Below are 23,002 nucleotides of genomic sequence, written 5' to 3' on the forward strand. Positions count from 1 at the left end.
TATGGCAATTATTAACAACGCACACCCAGGTAGTCATATCCCTACCTTGCAACTAATTGATGAATTGTTGAACAGCATGAAGTCAAAAGACAGAGATGCAACAATATCAGAGTCTAAATTACTGAGTTCATCTATGCCTGATGCCCTTTATTATAAAGAAGAGTCAGACGGTTCTTTTAAACTTAATCCAAATGCCCAGAAAAAGATGAGTCAATCTCTCTCTTTTTGGGGAAATTATGGGTTTTGGCAAGTGTCAGAATCAGAACAAGAAAAAACGTACTCAGCAACCAGTCCGCTGTGTAACTCATCAAATCTACCTAAACGAATTATTGATGTCATTTCTAAACAGTACGTTCAAGATGGTGAATTGACTATCTCCTTGAATGATTACTTCAAGGATGATGATTTATCTAAAGACTTCTCACTGTTTGTATTAGCGATGTGTTTTTTCTTGTATCAAGAAGAAATCACTTTCGGCAAGAACAATCCTTTTGCGGCTAGTGGTGCCTATGAATTGATGGTAAGTAGTGTGGTTCCAGATGCGGCGAAGATTACCTATAACAAAAGTAATGAGTCAGCTGGAGTCATTAATTATGGACACTTGCTTGGTTTGTTAGAAGCCGTTGGTAAAGATACTTATCTGCCAGATCCAACGCGATTTATATATTGGCATCTGGACAGTATTTTTGATTCAAAAGATGAAATGTCGCTACAAGAATTGCTGGATGAATTAAACAATATTCTACCCATCTTTGATACTGGGCCATATCAAGATGAGCTACCACAGTACCTCAATAGCAAGAGACCAGAGCTTGTATCGCATAGTGGTAATGTTCGCCTATCTTCGTCAATGAGTCTTGCACTGTTTCGCTTGGAGTCGATGAACGTACTTCGCTTGGACGCGCGTTCAGACAGTAGCAGGCGCTTTGAACTCACCTTACCAAAGGCGACACTTACCGAAGCAACTCACATCAGATTTATGAAGGCGTAGTAAAAATGGGTATTCAAACATATTGGCCTAGCCTCGAAAATATAGAAGATTGTATTCTTAGCGAAGCGGAGCGACTAAGTGATAAGTTGCTTCTTTCAGTGCACCACCCAATGAAATTGGTTGCGACGGCTTATGGTTCAAAAACACCGGTTGTAAAAAGTCAGCAGGACTTATTGGAACAACTATTAGCGAATAACACCATCATTCCTCTTCTTGGGGAATCAGGAAGTGGTAAGTCTCACTTGATACGTTGGCTGCATGCTGTTGCTAATAATCACCCTAAAGCAAAACAAGAACAGTGGCATATCATTCGGATTCCCAAGAATGCAAGCTTGTCCCAAGTTCTGGAGATCTTACTGCGTGATTTAGAAGGGGATATCTTCGATAAGGCGCGTGAACAAGTAGGTAAAGTGGCAAACTCATTGGGTTATGAAACCACTAAAAACTTTATGTTTGCCCATATTGTAGAGGCCTTTGGAGAAGTACCTGCGAGATTGCATAAACAAAGTGAAGAATTGCATTCGGAAGGGGGGATGACGCCAGAAAAAATGAATCAGTTTATGGCAGAAATGTCTTTTGCCGACCAATTGAAGCACTTTTTTGACGACCCCTACATTAAAGAAAGTTTCTCAGGAAATGATTCAGCGATCAGAAGCCGTGTTTCTCGTTTGATTGAAACTAAATCCTATGCAGAGCTTTTAGAAGATAATTTTTACGTTGTTGAGGATGATTTTAAGTTCACGAGTGGTGAGGAGATTTCTACTCAATTGGGAGCAAAAGCGCGAAAAGCTTATGCGAACCTTCAGTTAGAGTCAGATGATTCCAAACGCAAAATGGCGGCAGAGATGACCAATAAAGCCATTGAGCGTGCTTCTAAGTTAATGTTCAACCGCCTTTTCCAGTTTAGTACTGGTAACTTCCAAGACTTGTTTAAGGAAATCCGCAGATACTTATTAGCACAAAATAGAACGCTAGTGGTTCTAGTGGAAGATTTAGCCGCCATATCCTCTATTGATGATGTCCTTATAGAGAGTCTTCTCGAGCAAGATATAAATGATGGTGTTCAAGTTCTTTGTCCGATGAAGTCCGTGATTGCAACGACAGATGATCTCGAGAGTTATAAGAGCCACCGAAATACAATTTGGACTCGAGGCCGCTTTGAGTGGCACCTTCCAACCGATTTTGATGTTGAGAACTTCCCTGAACTTAAGTTTTCTACTGATGAGGTGGTAGATTTCTGTGCTCGTTATATCAATGCCGCTCGCCATGGTATGAGTGCAATTAATCATTTGATTGATTTGGAAGATAGCGAAATCCACTTGCCAGTATGGCAGGCAGACCTTGATGAAGCGGAAGTGGCTGTATTATCAGATTTCGGTTTTGCGACAGCATCAACGTCTGCTAGTGCTGAAGATACGGGGATACCACTGTTTCCGTATAACAAACAAGCAATTACGAAGTTGGCACAAAAGCATGTTTTCATGGGCAATAGCCGTACTCGATTTAATCCGCGTGTTGTTATTCAGGAAGTACTACTGTCAATTCTCCGAGATCACCGAGAGCGCTTTGTTCAAAATGGCTACCCAAGCGCTTGGTTTGAAGAGCAGTTAAGTGAGTTCCGTAATGATCAAACTGCGCTATTAATTGATCGCAATACACAAGATAAAGAGCAAGCAAGACGACTAATTGGTTTTATGTCTCTTTATTCTGACGCAGCAACCAGTGAAGATTGCTTTAAACAAGTCTCTAAGCGACAAGCTGAAACGTTTGGGTTGGATACCTCGTTACTGTCTGAAGAAATTTCAATAGCAGCGACTGGCCGAGTTGTGGTTAAGAAAACTTCTGATAGGTCTAGAGCCGTAAAACCAGAAGTGGACGAAAAAGGAAGTGGCGTTAAACCAAAACCTGAAGACAAATCTAGTGTAGTCCCAGAACCACAAAGAGACGATGTTGTTGAGTTAGTGAATGATTGGTTTTCTGGCGTTTCAGTACTAGAACAAGGACCTAGTAATGAATTGAGGCTAGCACTTTTCCAAATGCTTGAGCAGCAAAAAGGATTTTCTGATTATTCGTTAAACACAAACAATGTGTGGAAAGGTAAAAGTTTATTAAATGCTTTTCTTAAGAAAGGAAGCATAACGTTGATTCGCCTACCAGGCTCCCCTACCAACAATGATCAGGCAAAAGTAAATGCCTTTGGGGATAAAGAGTTAGCGGACTCGTTTGATTCAGTGCCCCTGAAGATGCAAATGACTGCAGTTCTACGTCATTTCAGAGTAAATGCTAAAGATCCAAAAGTTGGTTGGTCTTACGAGCAAGGTTTAGAAGATTACGCTCTATATATGCAATTCGCCCAAAAATGGGTACCAGTCGCTATGGCGAGATGTGTGGAGTTAGCAAAAGAAACAGCTCACGTGCCTATGAGTGACCATGTGGCGTTGGCAAATAGCATGGGCTTTGATGTATCAACTCCAGATAAGGCACTTAACCAATTAGTAAAAACGGCAAACCTGGTTCAAAGTGAATTGCCACCAGCTATCAATGATAAACATCGTATTGTGTTTTCTAAATGGCTTGCTGAATGGGACCAATTACGAACGCAGTGGTTGAATACCATGTTAATTGGAACCAATAATGCCGTTCATCCTGTTACGTTTGGCAATGTATTTAGAAAAAAAGATAAAACAGTCAGATCGACTAGAGAACTTAATCCCGTTATTCAAGAAGTAAAGAGTACGAGTATTTTATTGAAAGAGTATCTGGAAGGTTCGGAAACAAAAGAAGAATTACTAGAGTTGCTTGAATCCGTCAATAGCACTTATAAGAGCATTCCCGCAGAGATGATGCCAGAGCATGACGTGACTATAGGAACGGTTCGTTCTCGAATAAAGCAGTTAAGTGAAATAGTGACTTCGTATACACCTAAGTCCGCAATTGCACTCATTCAAACTCATGATGATCCTGTAAAATTACTGAATAAGATTAGTGGTGATGAGCTAGACCTTTGGGTGAAAGTGCTTAATGACTGGAAAGTAATATCTCCAAGAGTAGTTAGCAGCATTAAAGTGTTTAACGATAAAAACGGGGTCAACCAAATTGAGACTTATAAAAACGTTATCAATGATCGCCTTTCGTCTGTAGAAGAGTCTTTGCAACATCTGGGAGCAGCACATGAGTCTTAAAAAGCAAGTGGCAGAACTGAACAAGCAAATTGAGTACTTTCATAATAGTGCAAGCCTGGAAGATCAGATGAATGCACTTAAGACGATCTCTACACGTATTGCCAACCCAACTTCACGTATTGAGCAAGAAGCCAAGAAGTTACAGTGCTTAACGTTGATTGATGGGATTGATCTTACCTGTGAGGGTGGCGAAGAAGTTCTTGAGGTTGCAAGTAAGCAATATTGGGCATTCAAGGATCTTTGGCATAAGGTCGAGCACCAAAGTTTGTCTGATGAAGATAATACGCTTTTTGAAATGACTCAAAGTATCAACAAGGCCTCTGATCTATTTGCTAATAATCACCAAACTGTATGGCAAGAGTGGGCCGAAGAGCAAAATAGCTTAACGAATGTCAATGATGTGATTTTAGAGCAGCAGAAAGTCCCTCATGGTAATTTTGAACTCTACAACAATTACAAACGAGCAAAGAGAGAATTTGATAGTCAAATGGACGGTTTTACTTTTGATGAGGGGCAGTTAGCCAGAATTCAGCAGTTTGCAAAACAGTGTGTTGAGTTCAAATCTCAAATGAATACCGAGGCTTTGCCAGGAAGTGTGAAAAAACTATTTGATGCCCTACAAAATCCTGGTGCAGTGGCGTTCGTATCTATGCTGACCCCAGAAGTAATGGAATGGCTCGAACAGAATAATAAACTTGATACACTGATGGTGAAACAAAGGTAATGACTGTAATCGATAAAACTAAGCTTATTGAAGCATTAGATAAAATTGAAGACAAAGAATCTGAGTTACTTGCCTGGGGGGATGTCGAAGTATTCTCTAGCCTTAAGGAAATAGAATCTAGCATCAAAGAGGTTGGTATTGCTGATCATTATATCAATGATTACTTTGCTGCTCTTGTCGAACGTTGTTTTATTTTCCCAATTGGTAATGATTGTTATCGTTCGCGAATGGCAGAGACAGTGCGATTGCAGGTACTGTCTCGTCAATGGTTCGCCAAACAAAATATTGAAGATGCAAAACCGCTAATTTCAGACTTTCGATTCCTGAAACGCCCCCGCCAATACCCTAAGCGTGATAATGATGCCCAAGGATTAATTGAACAGTGGGGAACAAAGAAATTATTCCAATCACCTAACGAGAAAGCCATTCTCAGTAGCCTGCTAAAAAAAGGCGATGACTGGTTTCAATTGTCAGGATTCCAAGTACGTTCGACAGAGCGCATCCTCTCCAAATATGAACAGCACAGACGTAAGAGAGCTTATAATGCCAGCGCAACCATCGTTTGTGCTGGTACGGGTAGCGGTAAGACACTCTCTTTCTATCTGCCAGCAATGACCAAATTGGCCGCAGATCTGATTGATGATGATAAACCACGAGTACGTATTCTGGCGATTTACCCTCGTAAAGAACTACTAAAAGATCAGTTTTCGGAAACCTATAGTGAAGCTCGCAAGTTAGATGGTTTCTTGTCATCTAAAGGCAAACGAAAAATCACCATTGGCACGTTTTATGGCGATACATTCTCAGAACGTTTTGCAGAGGATGGGAAAGTATTTGCACCAATGGTTTGCCCGCAGGGTGATTGTGGCGGTACTTTAAAGTTTAATCAACAATCCAACGAGACAGTTTGTTCGACCTGTCATACCGTGCTCTCTTCTGATGAAGTGATTACCACACGAGAAGCTGCGCAAAAAAATCCGCCTGATATTCTCTTCACAACGACAGAGATGTTGAACCAACGCCTAAGTGATAAAGGCTTCAATCATCTGTTTGGGGTCAATGATACTAACACTGCTATTCCGCTTGTTCTACTTGATGAGGTTCATACCTATGAAGGTAGTACAGGGGCTCAAACCTCCTTCCTACTGAAGCGTTGGATGGCATTTAGTGGTATTAAACCGCATTTTGTTGGTTTATCTGCAACCCTAGCTGATGCAAAAAACTTCTTTGCGGACTTAACGGGAACATTGTCACAACATACAGAACTGGTTGAGTCGTTTGAGAGTGAGATAGAAGAAGAGGGGGCCGAATATCTATTAGCACTTCGAGGCGATCCTGCATCTCAAACGGGTCTTCTTTCTGCAACCATTCAGGCAACCATGCTTGGCAGTCGTATGCTAGATTGCCATTTCGGTCATAAGCGAAATATTTCTGACGATGTATTTGGTCAAAAAGCTTTTGTTTTTACTGATGATCTTGATGTTATCAACCGTCTCTATAATGATTATCTCGACGCCGAGGGTAAGCAAGATTTCTATGGGCAATTGCGTCCGAGCACAAGAAATGAAAAACCACTAGCGGATTTACGATCATCAAACAATGACAACTGTTCACCAGCACTCAAACGTGAATTAGGGCAGGATTGGTTCGCTGCAGAAAAGATTGGTCATAATTTAGAACAAGCTAATATTATTGAGCGTACCTCGAGCCAAGATAGCGGGGTCGATCAAGGCGCGAATGTGGTAGTGGCAACGGCTTCACTTGAGGTTGGTTATAATGACCCTACAGTCGGTGCTGTCATACAGCATAAAGCACCAAGAAACGTAGCATCCTATTTGCAGCGTAAAGGTCGTGCAGGACGTCGACGTGGCATGCGTCCATGGATGTATACCATTTTGTCTGATTTTGGACGCGACCGTATTGCTTTCCAACAATATGAACAACTTATTGACCCTAAAGTTAGCACGACTAAATTACCGACTGAAAACTCCCATATCCACAAAATGCATGCGGCATTGTCAACGTTGGAGTGGCTAGTCAAAAACTACCCTCAACTGAGATGGTTAAATGTATGGTCGGCACTGAAGGCACCGGAAAGAAATGCCGATAAACTTGATAAGTTACACCATGCAGTGACTGACTTATTGGGCAATCCTACAAAGTTGAAGCAACTAACCGCTCATATCCAAGATACGTTAGGGCTGAATGATGAGCAAATTAAGACTGTGATGTGGGCGCCTCCTCGCTCAATTATGATGTCATTTTTGCCTGAACTTGAACAGAACCTACAGTATAACTGGGGATTAAAAGGTCAATATTGGAATGGATTAACTAACAGCAATTCAGGGCCAATGCCGAAATATATTGCGGCTCAGTTATTTTCTGAACTTAATACTCAGGGGTTGTCGATCGTATTAGACCGTTCTACTAAAAATGAGCCGAATTTTAAACGAGAAGAGATGGCTTTCTTTCAAGCCCTCAAAGAGTTTTCACCGGGACGAATGTCTAAGCGCTATACAGTTAAAGCGAAAAATGTGCCTGATTGGTTGGTGCCTGCAGGGTTTGAACCTACGCCGGGTCAAACAGGTGCTGTAGGGTTTGATATTGAGCATGCGTTTGGCGATGTGAGCAAACAAGTACTGCAAGATTATGTCGATCATAACGGTGAGCAGATAGCGGTATATCAACCTCGTTTTATGAATACAACTTGCTCTACAAGTAAAACCTTGACCAATAAAAGCAGCAGTATGCTTCAATGGCATTTTGATATTCGTGACCCCGAAGTGAGTCAATTGACGCCAGTGCCTCAAAATAGTGAGTGGTTTGACATATTAAAATCCATCAATTTTTTCACTCATGATAGCTCGTCTCCTGTTGAAGTGATCCGATTTTGTACCGGGGCAAAAGCAAGTATTCCATTTGCTAAAAAAGACCAAGACGCTGCGAATGTGTTTTTCCAATGGCAACAGAACAATGCTCAAGTAGGTATAGGAACCAAGCTATGGGTTGATAGTGCGAAATTTCAGTTTGAGTTTACCGATGAGAAAATTAAACAACTGCTCTCGCATCACCGCAATAAGCAAGCGGTGTATTACCAATATCTACAAGACACTTTCCTAAATGCAGATCAGTTCGAACACAAGTATTTCTTGGCGAACTGGGTGTTTGAATGTGTGATGTCTGCGCTGTTTGTTATCTGCCAAGAGCGAAACCTAGCGCTGCATGATGCTTTGGAGGTTCTGCATACCGCATCAGGTAAAGAATTACTGATTGATGCAGTCAATGGTATGTTCCAGCGTCGTGAAACTGAAGTGGGTGATGAAGAACAAGACTTACATCAGCAATTATCAGAATTCTTCGCAGATGACGCTAACATGATTGCTATCAGAAATGCTCTTGACCTTGATCCTAACTACGACCAGTCTCAGCGTTATTTTGACTGGGGTAAAAAAGTATTAGGACAGACATTGTGTGGCGGTATTAATGCCATGTTCCTGAAACTCGTGGCTGATGTTTCTGAGCAATCATTTAATCTCGACCACAAGTGGGATGGGAATTCGTTAAATATCTGGCTTAACGAAAATGAAGTGGGTGGTATTGGCTACATCACTAAATTCAGAGAGGCATACAGAGAAGATCCGCTTCGCACACTCGGTTACCTCAGTCATGCATTTGAGACTGGTGAATATGAACAGGTGAACTTTGATTTACAACATTTCTTGGTGGAATTAGCGGGCAACACCACGCTACAGCAAGGATTGGATGATGTTCGAAATGCAAGCAGTTTGGAGCTTCGTTCACAAGCGACTAAAGCACTTAAGTTACAGATCTCGCGATTAGGTATCTTACCGTCTCATGCTTGGAATAGTGTCTTGTACTCACGAATCCTTAAGAAGGGCGCTGACTCATCGACTGACCAGCATCTCATCAGTTTACTTGAAGAGTGGGGTAAATATGAGTCCAGTGTAGGCATTGAGATACCATTGCATATTATCTCTTACTTAACATCACGTAATGCTGGTGGAACATCGAGCGAGATCTATCGTAATAAAAACCGCACTCAATCTGCGTTATGGCAGCGCGGCGCAATGATTCGCGAACAAGAACTAGGCTTCTACAATCAGTTTAGTGCTGATCAAAATAAGACTGAACGTCTTCTCCTCTCTAAGATCATTACCTCGAAAGATGTCTTAGTCGATTACGATAGTGAAGGGACTTGGCGTGAGCAACTCTCTTCCGAATTAAAGTCGTCAGGTAAGGGTATCCTTGTATTTACAGGTGGCGATAGGTCACAAATTAAAGCAGTGCTTAGCGAGTTAAGTGCAAGCATGATTGAGTACAATAAAATGATTTTTTACCCGAGAATTACAAAGGTTCAAGCACGCTTATCGGCAATGCATATCACGGTTGAAATAAGGGATATTTTACAATGATGATCCAATCAGAGCGCTCTATTGAGACAAAAGAAGCGATAGGTCGAGCGCATGTCAAAGATCTCCTCACCTCAATATTAATTGCCGAGTCATTAAACCCAGGTGAGATTTACATTTTAAGCCCTTGGATTTCTGATTTCCCGGTCTTAGATAATACCTCCGGGAGCTTTGATTCGATTAATCCCTCTTGGGGGCATCGTCAGATTCATTTTTTCGAGCTATTACAAAATTGTGTTGAAGCCGGTGCAACGCTCAGGCTAGCGATTCGTGAAAATAGAGAAAAAATATACTCATTAGAGCGAGCGCTAAAGAATTACCCGAATCGATTTATCGTTGCTGAACATAAAGAACTTCACGAAAAGGGTCTACTTACAGAGTCTGGTCTAATTCGTGGTTCAATGAACTTTACCTATTTTGGTGCGAGCGTTAACTTTGAAGGTATTACCTATACTACCAACCCAGGTGCGATAGCGGAGAAGAAGAATACCTATGAAGATTTATACTTCTCTAATATTGAAGCTCGGGTCGACGAGGAGGAAGATGATGATTGGCCATTCTAAGCAAGTGTTGCATGTTTTTTTTCAAGGCCAGAATAAGATTACTCCTCACAGTCAATGGCGTGAAAAAATTAGTATTTCTCAAGGTCAACTGGAGAGTGGTTGCGCGATTAAGTATTTAATTGGCTATCCGGAAGGTTCGCAACCGAGTTTCTATATACTTTGTGATAGTGAAGAGTTAATGGAGCATACAAAAGATTGGTTAAATTGCTCCTTAACTCGCTACTATTGCCAGTATGTTCGCCCTTATAAAAAAGCCGAATATGATTTTGAAGAGGGGTTGTTCGAGTATTGGCCTCATGGGTTCCTCAAAGTAACCATGTGGAGTGTAGAGGCTTTAGGTATAGATTCTTCAATGTATAGAACGTTTTTGCCGCAAGCTATGAAGGAGAGTGAAACGGCAATAAAAAATATGATTGCCCGTTATCAGGTGTCGCCGGCAATAAACCGAGAGTCCTCTAAACCGGTTGGTATGTTAGTAAAGTCATTTATTGATGCTTATAACAACGAAGATCATCAATCGATGCTTGAGAATTATGATTTAATTGCAAGCAGTGAAGATATTGAGCGTCGCAACAAAGATGCATTAAAGTTTATGTTGCTTGAGATTGAGGGGAAATGGGATGATATCATTAATTTTGCTCACCAAAGAAATGTTTCCTCTCAGGTTGTTTCTAGCGGAGTCACTGTCGCGATAATGCATGCCTTAGTTTCATTATCCTCATCAGATTCTGATTTATCCGGTTCATTTGAAATTGATTGGCCAAATTTACATGAGCAAGCTACTGAGTTTTTGCCACTTTTGATCAAGGCGCCTGTACTTAATAGTGAGTATCAATGGAAACTCTGGGCAGTGTTGTCACACGTACTCAAAATTGAAAACGCACTAGAAATCGCCAAACCTAATGTTAACAGAGAGTGGTTGGAGCAACTTATTCAACAAGATACCAGTATTAGCGCAGTTGCTTTTAAGGTTGAAGAACCGATTGATTTAATTGATAAAAAATATACTGAAGAATCAATTTTGCAAGTCCTCAATGTTGCTCAAACATGCCATGAAAATGAGCTGATACCGATATATGAATGGGTTGAGAGTGCTCCACTAAGTTTGAAGATGAAACTAAAGCAAGAGAATATGTACCAACGTTTGTGGGCTAAACTTGAAGCTAATGCTTTGGAGCAGTATAAATTGGGTAATATTGACTAGGGCAGTGTTATTTTGATTTTGTCCCAAATCGGTCCCATAGAAATTTATGGCGCTTGTAAGGTACTGATGTTTAATAGCTTTCATCTTATCATGCCTAACATGTTCGAAACATGGTACAAGATGGCTTCACTGATTCAATCTGGTTTGGATCTATCACCAATTATCACGCACCACTACAAGATTGATGACTTCCAAGAAGGCTTCGATGTCATGCGTTCAGGCATGTCTGGCAAAGTTATCCTTGACTGGGAATAATCTGCTCAAATAAGAAAGCGCTCCGAAAGGGGCGTTTTTTCGTTTTTTAAACGCTTAGATTTTTTAAACGCTTAGATTTTTTATTATTTAGCTCACACCCTATCTCTTTTCGTTTCTAAAAGCTGTCTAATTCAGAAAAAACTGCCTTCTTCGTGTTTCAACGTATGCAGAATACACTAAAGACCTTCTATTTAATATGGTTAATTGGTGGTTTTATATTCCAACCTAAAAGAATATCTCGGTGTAAAGCTCTGCTTTTCTTTTGACAACTACAATGAACTGACTTCTTTTTATCTTTTTAATCTTGATATGCACTTTGTTTTATTTGTTGAGCTATAACTAATAATACAATCATCTGTATAGAGTTCACAGAGATAGAAATGGAGCTTCATATGAAAATTTTTTTGTTTGATTATTCCCTTGTTATTTACAGTGTTGAGCTTACAAACGAGGGCAGAGACAATTAGCGGTACGATAGATGTTTCGATCAATTTAGTGGAAGGCTGTGTCATTAATGGCAACAATGCGGTGAACGGTTCCAGTAATATTGGTTTTGGCTCATTAAATTTTGGTGACGTTCCGGCCATTTTTACTGAGCAAGAAGCAGTCTTGACTGGGGAAGGTGGTACGGGGATCGAAATACTTTGCAGCAATGGAGTCACGCCTACTTTCTCTTTAGTCAGTGGTGCCAACGATCCCAGTTCGACGACAGGTAATCACGCAATGACCAACGGATCCGAGTTTGTGGATTACACTCTCTTCACTGATTCAGATCGTTCTACCCAGTTTACCTCGAGTAACCCTATAGCACTCTCTACATTTAATGGTGTTGATTCAGAGACCATTAATTTGTACGCCACGGCATACGGTACCAGCAGCGTCGCAGGAAATTATGTTGATACACTAAACGTAACTCTGAGTTGGTAAGTGAACTCTATATTACTCAAAGCATTTTTATTCACCGCCTGTGCCACTTTTTCCTATCCTATTTTTGCCGCGCAGAGTGAAACTTTCCAAGTGTCAGCAACCATTGATACGGGATGTCTGATCAATGGTGCGCTGACAGAAGAGAGTAACACTCAAATTGGAACAATAGGAGAGTTAAACTTTGGTGAACATTCTGCTATTTATGCTGCGGAAGTAGAAGGCAGCATCACCTACAACGGTGGGCTTACGTTAAGTTGTACCCCTGGCATAGCCATGAATATTAAGATTGACGGTGGTTTGAACGCTTCGGTAGGGGTACGCAAGCTGAAGCACACAGAAAAGTCGAGTACGGTGGATTATTTATTATTTGAAGATGCAGAACACTCTCAAGTATTAGACATTGATACCCCCTATTCTGTTGGTACTAATGAAGACCCTGACAACATTCAGGTGCCAATTTGGGCAAAGGCGATATTAAATGGAAATGAAATCGCTGGTATTTATACAGATACTCTTACCTTAACGCTTGAGTGGTAAGCGCTGTTTCGAAGAAATGATAACCTTCGGAGAAATTAAATGGATTTAATAATAAAAAGACTGGTTTTCGTCATTATTTTCTTATCAACGTTAACTTCACAGGCCTATGCTAATTCTCTCCTTATTTGGCCTATTTACCCTAAAATATCTTCTGAATCGAATGCGACATCAATTTGGATGGTTAATCAAGGCACTGAAGATTTTTATTTGCAGGTTCGTATTTTTCAGTGGGGACAGAAGGATGGGCAGGATACATATGCGCAGCAACGACAACTGATAGCTACGCCTCCTTTTGTGAAAGTTGCACCTGGTGCCAAGCAACTTATTCGTATATTAAATCAAGATGGAGCGCTTTCTAATAAAGAGTACGCATATCGTATTATCATCGACGAACTCCCGCCAGCTAAAGGGCCTCAAGATGAAAATAAAGAAAATGATCTGGCAGTAAAAGTGAGAATGAGATATTCCATACCATTGTTTATGTACGGTAAAGGGATGAAAAGACAATCCCAAGGAACAAATGAAGTTTGGAACGGACTACAGGCAAAGATTATAAAGAGTAAAGATAAGGACCTTATTCATATAGAAAACACCAGTAATCACTATGTCAGATTAGTCAACCTAGCAGTGACCGCACCAAACCAATCGCCTTTTATCGTTTCGAAAGGGTTAGCAGGGTATATATTACCTGAGCAATATAAAACGTGGCCTATTTCTTACTCCAAGATGAAAAATATAAAAGTAAAGGCGGATATTGAAGGTAAGCGTTACGTTATTCCACTCGAACACAATGAATAAGATTTTATATCTATCTTGTTTATGTTTATTTACCAGTATGACGCCTAGTGTGGTTTGGTGCGACAACGTAGTGGCCCATTTATCGCAGTTACCTAGTCCTGAAAACTTTTCTTATGAGAACTTTGAAAATATTCATTTGTCGTTAGAACTAGTTATTAATCAACGACCGACTGGTTTAATCGCGGATGTTGAACGTAAAGGCGAGCGTTACTTCGTGTATAGAGACGATTTACTGTCTGCTGGCGTGGTCGCGGATGTATTACCTAGGACGCAAGAGAAGTTAGACATAACATCAATATCGGGTGTAGAGGTCGATTATTTGCAATCGTTACTGCAATTATCAATCAAAGTGCCTCCGAATTGGTTGCCGATGCAACGTTTTTCTGCGCAGAACAGGAGGCGTTTTTCCCCTGCTAAATTCGGAACTGGTGGGTTATTTAATTACAGTGTGTTTGGTGTTTATGATCACGAGAGTAGTCAAAAAGAAGTCTCTATTAACCACGAATTGAGAGCCTTTTCCGAATTCGGCGTACTTTCTACGACGGGAATATTTAAATCTAACCTTCATCGAGATGTTCAAGCGCAACAAAGTAATAAATATACGCGCTTCGACACGAGGTACGAATATGTTGATCAAAGTCGTCGATTGCGCTTTGAAGTAGGGGATTACATTGTGAGGCCCCTTGCGTGGAGTCAACCAGTTCGAATGGCTGGTATTCAACTCTCACATGACTTCTCTATGCGTCCAGATGTGGTTACCGCACCTTTACCTGCATTTTATGGCGAAGTAACTGCTCCCACTACGTTAGATTTATTTGTGAACGGATTAAAAACCGATTCAATGTTTGTGGGGCCGGGACCGTTTGTTATCAATGATATTCCAATGGTATCGGGAGCTGGTGAAGCGACAGTGATTGCAACGGATGCCCAGGGAAGGCGGACTGCAATGACCAGTCCATTTTTCCTTTCAGCTAACTTGCTAAAGGCTAACTATACCTCTTACAACGCCAGTTTTGGTGCTTTACGCCGAAACTATGGCAACGCTTCAAATGACTATGTCGATGGTGCTGTTGTCGCAGCTGCGAGGCACGGAATGACAAACTGGCTAACGTTGGAGGCACAAACCGAAGCGAAAGATGACTTAATTGTTGCGGGAGTCGGTTTTGTTACCAACCTATTCAATATGGGAACGATTGATGGGGCGGTAAGGTTTAGCAATTATGAGCAGAGAGCGAGTTCCTATTCAGTTGGTTATAGTTATCAATCTCGAATGTTTAGCTTTGCCGCTCGTACCCAAGTTGAGAGCGAGGGATTTTACACGCTCTCCCAAACACCAGAGAGCTTGAGAAGTGACGGCACTAACGAGCGAGAGAATTTGTCTCGGCATGTCTCTCAGATAAATGTTGGCGCCCGGCTGAATGAGTTGGGTTCGTTGTCAGGGGGATACTTTGATGTTCAGCAAACCGACTCTCGATCGAGAATACTTAATGTAACTTACAGCCGCTCGCTTCCGTTCGATATCAACATGTCATTATCGTTTAATCGAAACATCGGTGGGGAGGCCGTTACGTTAGCACAATTCTCATTACCTTTGAGCGCTTTCTCTGGTAGCGCGGGATTAACCATGAAGCGTGGAAGCGATGGTCATCTTAGTGGCCGTGCTAGTGTTAGTCGACTTGCGCCGATTCGAGGTGGTTGGGGAATCAACTTAGCGCATGATATTAATGAAAAGCCTGACAATAGAAAGCAGGCCGATGTTACTTACCGAGCCTCTTGGGCGGAGTTCCGAGCGGGCTTAAACGGGACGAGTGGTAATTACGATTATTTTGCCGAAATGTCGGGTTCGGTTGCGTCACTCGATGGTGAAATATTCCCTGCAAATAATGTGTACGATAGTTTCGCTGTTGTCAGTACTAGCGGTTTTGAAGGTGTGCCCGTCAAATATGAGAATCAAGTCGTTGGATTGACTGATGATGACGGTTACTTACTTGTGCCGTGGGCAATGGCATATTACACCGCAAAATATGAAATTGATCCGCTTAGATTACCAGCCAATGCTTTTTTCCCAACAACAGAACAATACGCGTCGATACATTCTGGGTACGGCTATTTGCTCGAGTTCCCAATAGCTTTGCAAGTTGCGTTAAGCATGGAGGTTGTTGATGAAAATGACGCCTACTTGCCATTAGGAACTTATGGTCAATCAGATACTGGAGTGGTAGGGCAAATTGGTTGGGATGGAGTGACGTATTTTGAGGGGCGTAATGTAGGTGAGTACATTATCTTTTACCCCGAAGGCTTTCCACCATGTAAAGTATTTATAACGGGACTCTATCAAACACGGAGCGAGAAAATACAGACATTAGGTAAACAAGTCTGCACGAAAGAGCAAAAAGCAGAGGTACAATTATGAGTCGGTATTCTCGTTATCTTTGGTTTTTTCTTCTTTTTATATCGTCCGGTAACATGGCTTGTGAGCTCACTGCGCCGACGCCTTTGATTCAATTTGGAAGCGTTTCCTCGTTTACCGTTTCAACTATTCAGCAACAGAGCTCAGCCCAGCCTCACGCAGGGATAACGTGTGACTTTTCTACACTTGTTTCTTTGTTGAGTGGCGACTATGTGTCTGCAACGTTTAACAGTACTAACGATGGGCGGTTGCTTAATGCGGCGGATATTAGTTCGGAACTTAGCTATCAGATTTTTGGAGATCCAAGCCTTTCGCAAGAGTACATTTTTGGCCAAACTTACAATTTTTTTGAAATTGGGCTGCTCGATTTACTAGGTTTATTTGGCACTCAAGCTGAATTTCCGCTTTATGCCCGGACAGGAGCTGGTAGTAATCTCTCAGCAGGGACTTATCGAGACCAAATTACGGTGTCTTGGATTTGGAATTATTGCTCAGGAATTGGAGTTGGAGGCGTATGTCTTGGGCGAGAAACAGGCAATGCACAAAGCTTGATTCCGGTAGAGTTGGAAGTCACTCCCGATTGTATGATCACGGCGCCAGATATTAATTTTGGTTCATCACCATTGGTGGCAGGTTTTGACCCTGTCAGTCAGGTTATATCATTAACCTGTACCAAGAACAGTGCTTTTACCATTGGTTTAAACGACGGTGTGAATGCCTCCGGAGGCCAACGAAGGATGGCATCTGGCGGTAACTATTTGGAGTATGAAATCTATAAATCCTCATCGACGGAGCGGTGGGGGGATACTGGTTCTGAACGTCGTGAACAGAGCGATGTGGATACGGGTGACACCATTCCCGATGGCATCACTCCGCAGAACTTCAATTATCGCGCAGAGATAATAACAAGCCAAACCACCCCACCAGCTGGCACTTATACCGACTCGATAATCGTTGATGTTCAATTTTGAGCATCATATCAATTGCATAACTAGAGGCATCTATTCCAAAAAACTTTTGTAATCATAGTTTTCACTCTATTCCCGCTTAATTCTGTGCGATTAGTATGGTTTTGTTTTCACAACATTTAACTTGAAGGAATAAGGAAAACTATGAAGAAGTCACTGGCAGCACTAGGTTTGGCGTTGGTATTTACAGGAACAGCTTACGCAGCAAGCTGGGGTTACGAGGGGAGTCACGGGCCTGAGCATTGGGGCGAGTTTGCGTCTGAATGTTCCAAAGGTCAAAACCAAAGCCCAATTAATATTGTCTCCGCAGCAGAAGCGAAGTTAGACAAATTGCAGTTCGACTACCATGGCAAAGCAATCTCATTGCTCAATAACGGCCACACCCTGCAAACCAGCCTAGAGGGTGACAACACACTGTTGATTGATGGCAATGCATTCACGTTAAAGCAGTTCCACTTCCATACTCCGTCAGAAAACCATGTGGATGGCAAAGAATACCCATTAGAAGCGCACTTTGTGCATGCTGATACAACTGGCCATTTGGCGGTTGTGGCCGTGTTTTTTCAATCCGGAAAAGCGAACCCAGATTTAGCGAAGTTACTAGCAAACATACCAAGTAAAGATCAAGGTGTAGAGATTAAATTGCCATTTGAAGCGGATGCGTTGCTTCCAAAAGACAAAGCGTATTATCGCTTTAATGGCTCACTAACGACACCACCATGCTCTGAAGGGGTACGTTGGTTAGTGATGAAAGAAGCACAAACCATTTCCCCTGAGCAGATTAAAGCGTTTACGGCAGTGATGGGGAAAAACAATCGTCCTATCCAACCATTGAATGCTCGTATGGTGTTAATGCAACACTAACCAATCCAAGCAAATAAAAATGAAAAAGCCCGCTTGAATAAAGCGGGCTTTGTTATTGGGTATTGGTGGAAATTAGAAGCCGTGATCTTCTTGCTCTTCAGCTTTTATCATTTGAACTGGGTCGAGCTTGAGTGTTTGAGTTGGGAAGGCGATATCTGCTTCGTGTTCTTTAATGATGTTAATTACTTGAAGAAGAACATCCTGTTTAACCTCATGGTATCTCACCCAATTCACGGTTTTTGTGAAGGTATAAATGAAGAAATGCAGTGACGATGGACCGAACGTATCGAAGTTGACGATAAGCGTTTGGCGTGCATCAATATCTTTGTGATTCTTAAGCATCTCTTTCACCGCTGTAATGATTTGCGGCATTTTTTCGGCGTCGTCGTAACGAAGTCCAATTTTTTCGTAGATGCGTCGGTTTAGCATGCGAGATGGGTTTTCTACGACTATGTTGCTAAACACAGAGTTTGGCACATAAAGAGGGCGCTTGTCGAAAGTTCGTATGATGGTCATTCTCCAGCCAATTCGCTCTACCGTACCTTCAATTTGGCGATCTGGAGAGCGGATCCAGTCGCCAACTTTAAACGGACGATCGAAGTAGATCATAAGGCCGCCAAAGAAGTTCGACAGCAAATCTTTCGCCGCTAAACCAACGATTAAACCACCGACACCACCAAAGGTGAGCAATCCTGACAGTGACAAGCCAAACGCCTGCATCACAGTGAGAATTCCGACGGTAATAAAGAACAAGCGCGCGACTTTAGCTATCGCTTGCACTGTGGTTTCATCTCGGTTTTTTTGTTCTAGGACGTACTCTTCAACATTGGTGATGAGTCGCATAACGGTCCAGACGAAGATACTGATCACCAAAATCAGTTTCAGCGTGCTTAACCAGTTTATTTTATCGTTGAGCTCGCTCTCTAATATGATGCCGATAGAGACGGTTGCTGGCCAACACCAAATGAGTGTACTGACTGGCGCTTTTAGCGCATCAAGCAACATGTCATCCCAGTGGAAAGGGGTTTTCTCTACTAGTACTGCGAGACGAGAGCGGATCAGTCGCCAAGCTACCCAAGCAATAAAGCTGGCGAGTGTAATGAAAAGGACACTCCCACTCCAATCTTGATGAGATGTTTCAATATAGCTTTGCAAATCGGTAAACCACTGTGACATATGTAACTTCTTTCTAGTGAACCATGGAAGGAAAGGTAGCAGATATTACTCCTTCACCCCAGTGATTTCCTTTAAATCATTTACTTATGTATAAATCGCCTGAGGTAGGCTATTTTATGAGGTGAAAAGTGAGTGGTCGAAACTGGATGATGAGCCGCCGTTCCATTCGTGTGCGGAGCTTCGTCATCTCCGATGTGCGTTGATATTTGAACGATCAATTATAACTTCTCTGACTTATCGCTAACATTTATCTTAAGTAAGTGTGAGAGTGTATTGGCTCTTGAATTAGCGGAGGCAGATATGGAATTTACAGAGCTGGATCGAAACGCGCTCTACGACATCTGGATGTCACAAAAAGCCAAAATGCACATCACTCAAATGGAAATGGCGAAGCGCCTTGGTTTGAGTCTACACGAGTTTTCTGGCTTGTTACGTGGTAATTCTCCACTGACGCTAGGTTTTGTAAAACAGCTATGCGAGCAGCTACATGTACGTCCTGGTCAGGTGATTCCGTCTTTGACGGAGCGTGATCTATCTGCATCTGGTACGGTTTATTTACAAAATCGTGTGACGGTGGATGGCGATATCAGTAACGTGTTTATCGACGGCAACCAAGTCGTGATCGAGTACGTTCACCAAGTTAGTTAGCTTGCTCGTCAAATTATCGGGTTGAAGAGCAATAAAAAACGAGCCAATTGTGGCTCGTTTTTTCGTTTCTGTTTTGCTCGCCTGCAAAGATTATGGGATTTTCACCAAGGAATCGCGAGAAAGGTCCGCGATAGACTTCGCACCAGTAAGCGTCATAGCTACACGCATTTCTTTATCGTACAGATCCAGTAGGTTTTCAACGCCTGCGCCGCCTTGCGCAGCCAATGCGTACACAAATGAACGACCAAGCAGTGTGCAGTCAGCGCCCAGCGCGAGCATACGAACCACATCAAGACCAGTACGGATACCAGAGTCAACAAAGATCTTAAGATCGCCTTTTACCGCATCTGCAATGCTTGGTAGTGCTTTAGCACTTGAAAGTACGCCATCTAACTGACGGCCACCATGGTTAGATACCACAATGCCATCCGCGCCGAAACGTACCGCATCTTTTGCGTCTTCTTCGTCGAGGATGCCTTTGATGACCATAGGGCCATCCCAAAAGTCACGAATCCACTCAAGATCTTTCCAGGAGATAGACGGGTCGAAGTTTGCGCCTAACCAGCCGATGTAATCTTCTAGCTTTGTTGGTTCGCCACGATACGTTGAGATGTTACCTAAGTCGTGCGGCTTACCAAGTAGACCCACATCCAGCGCCCAGCTTGGGTGGCGCATCGCCTGGAATACACGACGCATGGCTGCGTTAGGACCACTCATACCTGAGTGCATGTCACGGTAACGTGCGCCAGGAACTGGCATATCAACGGTAAACACCAGCGTTGTTACGCCTGCTGCTTTTGCACGCTCAAGTACGTTTTTCATGAAGCCACGGTCTTTAAGCACGTAAAGCTGGAACCACATTGGACGTTCAATTGCAGGTGCGACTTCTTCAATCGGACAAACCGAAACAGTCGACATAGTAAACGGGATGCCTTTTTTCTCGGCTGCTTTTGCTGCTTGCACTTCGCCTCGGCGCGCGTACATACCAGTTAGACCAACAGGAGCTAGCGCGATTGGCATTGCCAGTTTCTCACCGAAGATCTCGGTTTCTAGGCTCAAATCTGTCATATCGCGTAGGACGCGTTGGCGAAGAGCGACATCACCTAAATCGTCAGTATTACGCTTCAGCGTGCGTTCGTCGTAAGAGCCGCCATCAATATAATGGAATAGAAACGGGGGAAGCTTGGCTTTCGCGGCAGCGCGGTAGTCAGTAGAAGCTGAGATAATCATAATGGTGTCCTAGCGGTTATTCTAAGCAAAGTTGTGGAGCAATTTGCTCTTTCGTTGAGCCTTCATCGCAAAGCAGTGAAGGCATCAAAATGAGTATAGTTACCTATGGTTCACTTACGTTTGAACTGCTGATGTTGGTAACTCATTTACATAATTGATTGAAAAATTTTGTTAAATCACTCAATCAGTTATACAAATTGGAAAGGATGACACAGCTGCAGGGGGGATTGATGTAGCAAGCTAAATCAACATGTCGGGGTAGTAGTGCTGACAGCTGTGTCAAATTTGGCAGGGCTACAAACCCTGCGTTTCGCGTTACTTCATCAAGACATCCGTCATTTGGAGGCCGTAAATCAACACCAAACCAATAATGCCCGTCATTACAATGTAGTAGAACGTAGGGATAATCGTCTTACGCAATGTTGCACCTTCACGACCAAGTAAACCTACGGTGGCTGATGCGGCAACAACGTTGTGAATCGCAATCATGTTACCTGCGGCAGCGCCAACGGCTTGAAGCGACACAACAATCACACTCGAAATAGACAGTGTTTGTGCCACTTCGAATTGGAACTGGCTGAACATCATGTTTGAAACCGTATTTGAGCCAGCGATGAACGCACCCAGCGCACCAACGGTGGCACTCAGTGCTGGGAACGCAGAACCAACAAGGTCAGAGGCAAAGTTAGCTGTTGTAACCGGCATGCTTGCTAGGTCAGCGCCGTTAATACCAGAGTTGATGAAGATACGAACCATCGGGATGGTAAATACCAAGACAAACCCCGCGCCAATCAGTGTTTTGCTTGACTCGCCAAACGCTTCACGCAATGGCTTTGCGCTACCGCTTTGTAACATTGCGGCAAGCAGTGCGACAAACACCAGAATGCCACCTGGCAGGTACAATGGCTGAATAGCGGCACTCACACCAGTCTCACCAAGAATATTGCTGAACGACAAACTTACGCTTTGTACAAAGCCTTTCAGTTCCGGACTTACGCGGCTTGCGACGAGAATTACCGCCAGCATTACATATGGTACCCAAGCTTTTACGATGCTCATTGGCTTGCCTGGATTGTCGTTTAGATCGACTTTTAGCGAGCCCAGCCATTCAGCAGGCCATTTGTCTTCGCTTTCGAAATCCCACTTAGTCTTTGGTACTAAGAAGCCTTTTTTCGCTGCGGTAACAACAATAGAAAGACCAACCAAACCACCGATAAGTGAAGGGAATTCTGCACCCAAGAACACACCAGTTAACGCGTATGGCACAGTGAAAGAGACGCCTGCGAATAAAGCAAATGGTAGAATATCCAGACCTTCACTCCAGCTTCTGTTCTTGCCGAAGAAACGTGTTAACATCATCGCCATTAATACAGGGATCATCGTACCTACAACAGCGTGAATCACAGCAACGTGCGCGGTGATATCTTGCAGGTACATTTCCCATGTTGCGCCTTGTGCAGCCAAAGACTCACTGATGTTATGCGTGTCTAAACCTTTGTTTACACCCACGATGATTGGTGTACCCACCGCACCGAATGAAACAGGCGTTGACTGAATCATCATGCCCATTAGGACAGCGGCTAGCGCAGGGAAGCCGATTGCAACCAGTAGTGGTGCAGCAATTGCTGCCGGGGTACCAAACCCTGATGCGCCTTCAATGAATGAGCCAAAACACCAAGCAATGATGATGGCTTGCACACGGCGGTCAGCTGAAATATCGGTAAATCCATTACGGATAGTGGTGATCGCTCCAGTGTGTTTTAAAGTGTTGAGCAAGAAGATGGCACCAAACACGATCCATAGAACAGAGACAGTAATGCCTAGCCCTTGGAATACAGAAGCCAGTACGCGATTGGCTGACATATCCCAAAACATTAGGGCAATAGCGACGGTTAAACCGAACGCAACAGGCATGGCTTTTTTAGCAGGCCAGTTGAGACCAACCAATAAGATGGCGGCAACAACAATTGGCGAAAATGCCACTAGGGCAAGTAGGGTTTCACTCATTTGTACATCCTTCGTACGCTGACTTCTCGAACGGTGTCAATCCGCTGTAGAGGTGACTTTTTGTTGTAATGGTTTTGTTAATTTGGCG

The 23,002-nt window shown here is 42.8% G+C and carries 16 protein-coding genes and 1 pseudogene; 14 read left to right on the top strand and 3 right to left on the bottom strand.

Annotated features, from left to right (window positions below):
* The first annotated feature begins 1 nt into the window (after nt 1).
* The 13 genes and pseudogenes from dpdG (at nt 2) to ACHFJ9_RS06405 (ending at nt 17,853) form a co-directional block, all read left to right on the top strand.
* Nucleotides 2-991, top strand: a complete 990-nt coding sequence (gene dpdG / locus ACHFJ9_RS06345) for a protein DpdG (RefSeq protein WP_395354307.1) — start codon at nt 2-4, stop codon at nt 989-991.
* Nucleotides 992-996: 5 nt separating this feature from the next.
* Nucleotides 997-4,173, top strand: coding sequence for a protein DpdH (dpdH, locus tag ACHFJ9_RS06350; protein WP_395354309.1), 3,177 nt, complete (start codon nt 997-999; stop codon nt 4,171-4,173).
* Nucleotides 4,163-4,897 carry a protein DpdI gene (dpdI, locus tag ACHFJ9_RS06355; protein ID WP_395354311.1) on the top strand — a complete coding sequence of 245 codons (735 nt, stop codon included), beginning with the start codon at nt 4,163-4,165 and terminating at the stop codon, nt 4,895-4,897. Before dpdH ends, dpdI begins: the two co-directional genes overlap by 11 nt.
* On the top strand, nt 4,897-9,330 hold the full coding sequence (dpdJ, locus tag ACHFJ9_RS06360; protein ID WP_395354313.1) for a protein DpdJ: 4,434 nt from the start codon (nt 4,897-4,899) through the stop codon (nt 9,328-9,330). Before dpdI ends, dpdJ begins: the two co-directional genes overlap by 1 nt.
* On the top strand, nt 9,327-9,890 hold the full coding sequence (gene dpdK, locus ACHFJ9_RS06365) for a phospholipase D-like domain-containing protein DpdK (protein WP_395354315.1): 564 nt from the start codon (nt 9,327-9,329) through the stop codon (nt 9,888-9,890). Before dpdJ ends, dpdK begins: the two co-directional genes overlap by 4 nt.
* Nucleotides 9,871-11,094 (top strand): hypothetical protein, encoded by a 1,224-nt coding sequence (locus ACHFJ9_RS06370; RefSeq protein WP_395354317.1) that lies wholly within the window; start codon nt 9,871-9,873, stop codon nt 11,092-11,094. The genes dpdK and ACHFJ9_RS06370 overlap by 20 nt, the downstream gene beginning before the upstream one ends.
* 99 nt (nt 11,095-11,193) lie before the next feature.
* Nucleotides 11,194-11,349, top strand: a pseudogene (gene tdh, locus ACHFJ9_RS06375) (L-threonine 3-dehydrogenase); the annotation flags it as partial.
* A gap of 432 nt (nt 11,350-11,781) precedes the next feature.
* Complete coding sequence (locus ACHFJ9_RS06380; RefSeq protein WP_225461342.1) at nt 11,782-12,276, top strand: spore coat protein U domain-containing protein; 495 nt, start codon at nt 11,782-11,784, stop codon at nt 12,274-12,276.
* A complete protein-coding gene (locus tag ACHFJ9_RS06385) occupies nt 12,277-12,813 on the top strand; it encodes a spore coat U domain-containing protein (RefSeq protein WP_237309164.1) in 537 nt (178 codons plus the stop codon). It abuts the gene before it with no gap.
* Between the two features lie 39 nt (nt 12,814-12,852).
* The gene (locus ACHFJ9_RS06390; RefSeq protein WP_395354320.1) at nt 12,853-13,611 is read left to right on the top strand and encodes a molecular chaperone; all 759 of its coding nucleotides are present in this window, start codon (nt 12,853-12,855) and stop codon (nt 13,609-13,611) included.
* Nucleotides 13,604-16,024 carry a fimbria/pilus outer membrane usher protein gene (locus ACHFJ9_RS06395; RefSeq protein WP_395354322.1) on the top strand — a complete coding sequence of 807 codons (2,421 nt, stop codon included), beginning with the start codon at nt 13,604-13,606 and terminating at the stop codon, nt 16,022-16,024. The genes ACHFJ9_RS06390 and ACHFJ9_RS06395 overlap by 8 nt, the downstream gene beginning before the upstream one ends.
* Nucleotides 16,021-16,992, top strand: a complete 972-nt coding sequence (locus tag ACHFJ9_RS06400) for a spore coat protein U domain-containing protein (protein WP_395354324.1) — start codon at nt 16,021-16,023, stop codon at nt 16,990-16,992. Before ACHFJ9_RS06395 ends, ACHFJ9_RS06400 begins: the two co-directional genes overlap by 4 nt.
* A gap of 141 nt (nt 16,993-17,133) precedes the next feature.
* Entirely contained in the window at nt 17,134-17,853 is a 720-nt protein-coding gene (locus ACHFJ9_RS06405) for a carbonic anhydrase (protein WP_395354326.1), read from the top strand.
* A 72-nt stretch (nt 17,854-17,925) separates the two neighbouring features.
* Here ACHFJ9_RS06405 and ACHFJ9_RS06410 read toward each other — a convergent pair whose 3' ends face one another.
* Nucleotides 17,926-19,029: a mechanosensitive ion channel family protein gene (locus ACHFJ9_RS06410; protein WP_395354328.1), complete on the bottom strand. Its 1,104-nt coding sequence runs from the start codon at nt 19,027-19,029 to the stop codon at nt 17,926-17,928.
* 300 nt (nt 19,030-19,329) lie between these two features.
* Between ACHFJ9_RS06410 and ACHFJ9_RS06415 the strand changes: the two genes are divergently transcribed.
* The gene (locus ACHFJ9_RS06415) at nt 19,330-19,677 is read left to right on the top strand and encodes a helix-turn-helix domain-containing protein (protein WP_005375109.1); all 348 of its coding nucleotides are present in this window, start codon (nt 19,330-19,332) and stop codon (nt 19,675-19,677) included.
* 90 nt (nt 19,678-19,767) lie between these two features.
* Here the strand turns inward: ACHFJ9_RS06415 and lldD are convergent, their stop codons facing one another.
* Nucleotides 19,768-20,907, bottom strand: coding sequence for an FMN-dependent L-lactate dehydrogenase LldD (gene lldD / locus ACHFJ9_RS06420; RefSeq protein WP_005383962.1), 1,140 nt, complete (start codon nt 20,905-20,907; stop codon nt 19,768-19,770).
* A 315-nt stretch (nt 20,908-21,222) separates the two neighbouring features.
* Nucleotides 21,223-22,914 (bottom strand): L-lactate permease, encoded by a 1,692-nt coding sequence (locus ACHFJ9_RS06425; protein WP_006741952.1) that lies wholly within the window; start codon nt 22,912-22,914, stop codon nt 21,223-21,225.
* Nucleotides 22,915-23,002 lie beyond the last annotated feature (88 nt).

The sequence above is a fragment of the Vibrio sp. D3 genome (genome assembly GCF_043995865.1).
Lineage (GTDB): Bacteria > Pseudomonadota > Gammaproteobacteria > Enterobacterales > Vibrionaceae > Vibrio > Vibrio diabolicus.

What these genes read in the sequence shown, in the direction of transcription:
- ACHFJ9_RS06410 (WP_395354328.1), bottom strand. Translation starts at nt 19,029, where the DNA reads ATGTCACAGTGGTTTACCGATTTGCAAAGCTATATTGAAACATCTCAT.
- lldD (WP_005383962.1), bottom strand. Translation starts at nt 20,907, where the DNA reads ATGATTATCTCAGCTTCTACTGACTACCGCGCTGCCGCGAAAGCCAAG.
- dpdJ (WP_395354313.1), top strand. Translation starts at nt 4,897, where the DNA reads ATGACTGTAATCGATAAAACTAAGCTTATTGAAGCATTAGATAAAATT.
- ACHFJ9_RS06390 (WP_395354320.1), top strand. Translation starts at nt 12,853, where the DNA reads ATGGATTTAATAATAAAAAGACTGGTTTTCGTCATTATTTTCTTATCA.
- dpdH (WP_395354309.1), top strand. Translation starts at nt 997, where the DNA reads ATGGGTATTCAAACATATTGGCCTAGCCTCGAAAATATAGAAGATTGT.
- dpdI (WP_395354311.1), top strand. Translation starts at nt 4,163, where the DNA reads ATGAGTCTTAAAAAGCAAGTGGCAGAACTGAACAAGCAAATTGAGTAC.
- ACHFJ9_RS06405 (WP_395354326.1), top strand. Translation starts at nt 17,134, where the DNA reads ATGAAGAAGTCACTGGCAGCACTAGGTTTGGCGTTGGTATTTACAGGA.
- dpdG (WP_395354307.1), top strand. Translation starts at nt 2, where the DNA reads ATGGCAATTATTAACAACGCACACCCAGGTAGTCATATCCCTACCTTG.
- ACHFJ9_RS06425 (WP_006741952.1), bottom strand. Translation starts at nt 22,914, where the DNA reads ATGAGTGAAACCCTACTTGCCCTAGTGGCATTTTCGCCAATTGTTGTT.
- ACHFJ9_RS06415 (WP_005375109.1), top strand. Translation starts at nt 19,330, where the DNA reads ATGGAATTTACAGAGCTGGATCGAAACGCGCTCTACGACATCTGGATG.
- ACHFJ9_RS06395 (WP_395354322.1), top strand. Translation starts at nt 13,604, where the DNA reads ATGAATAAGATTTTATATCTATCTTGTTTATGTTTATTTACCAGTATG.
- ACHFJ9_RS06370 (WP_395354317.1), top strand. Translation starts at nt 9,871, where the DNA reads ATGATGATTGGCCATTCTAAGCAAGTGTTGCATGTTTTTTTTCAAGGC.
- dpdK (WP_395354315.1), top strand. Translation starts at nt 9,327, where the DNA reads ATGATGATCCAATCAGAGCGCTCTATTGAGACAAAAGAAGCGATAGGT.
- ACHFJ9_RS06400 (WP_395354324.1), top strand. Translation starts at nt 16,021, where the DNA reads ATGAGTCGGTATTCTCGTTATCTTTGGTTTTTTCTTCTTTTTATATCG.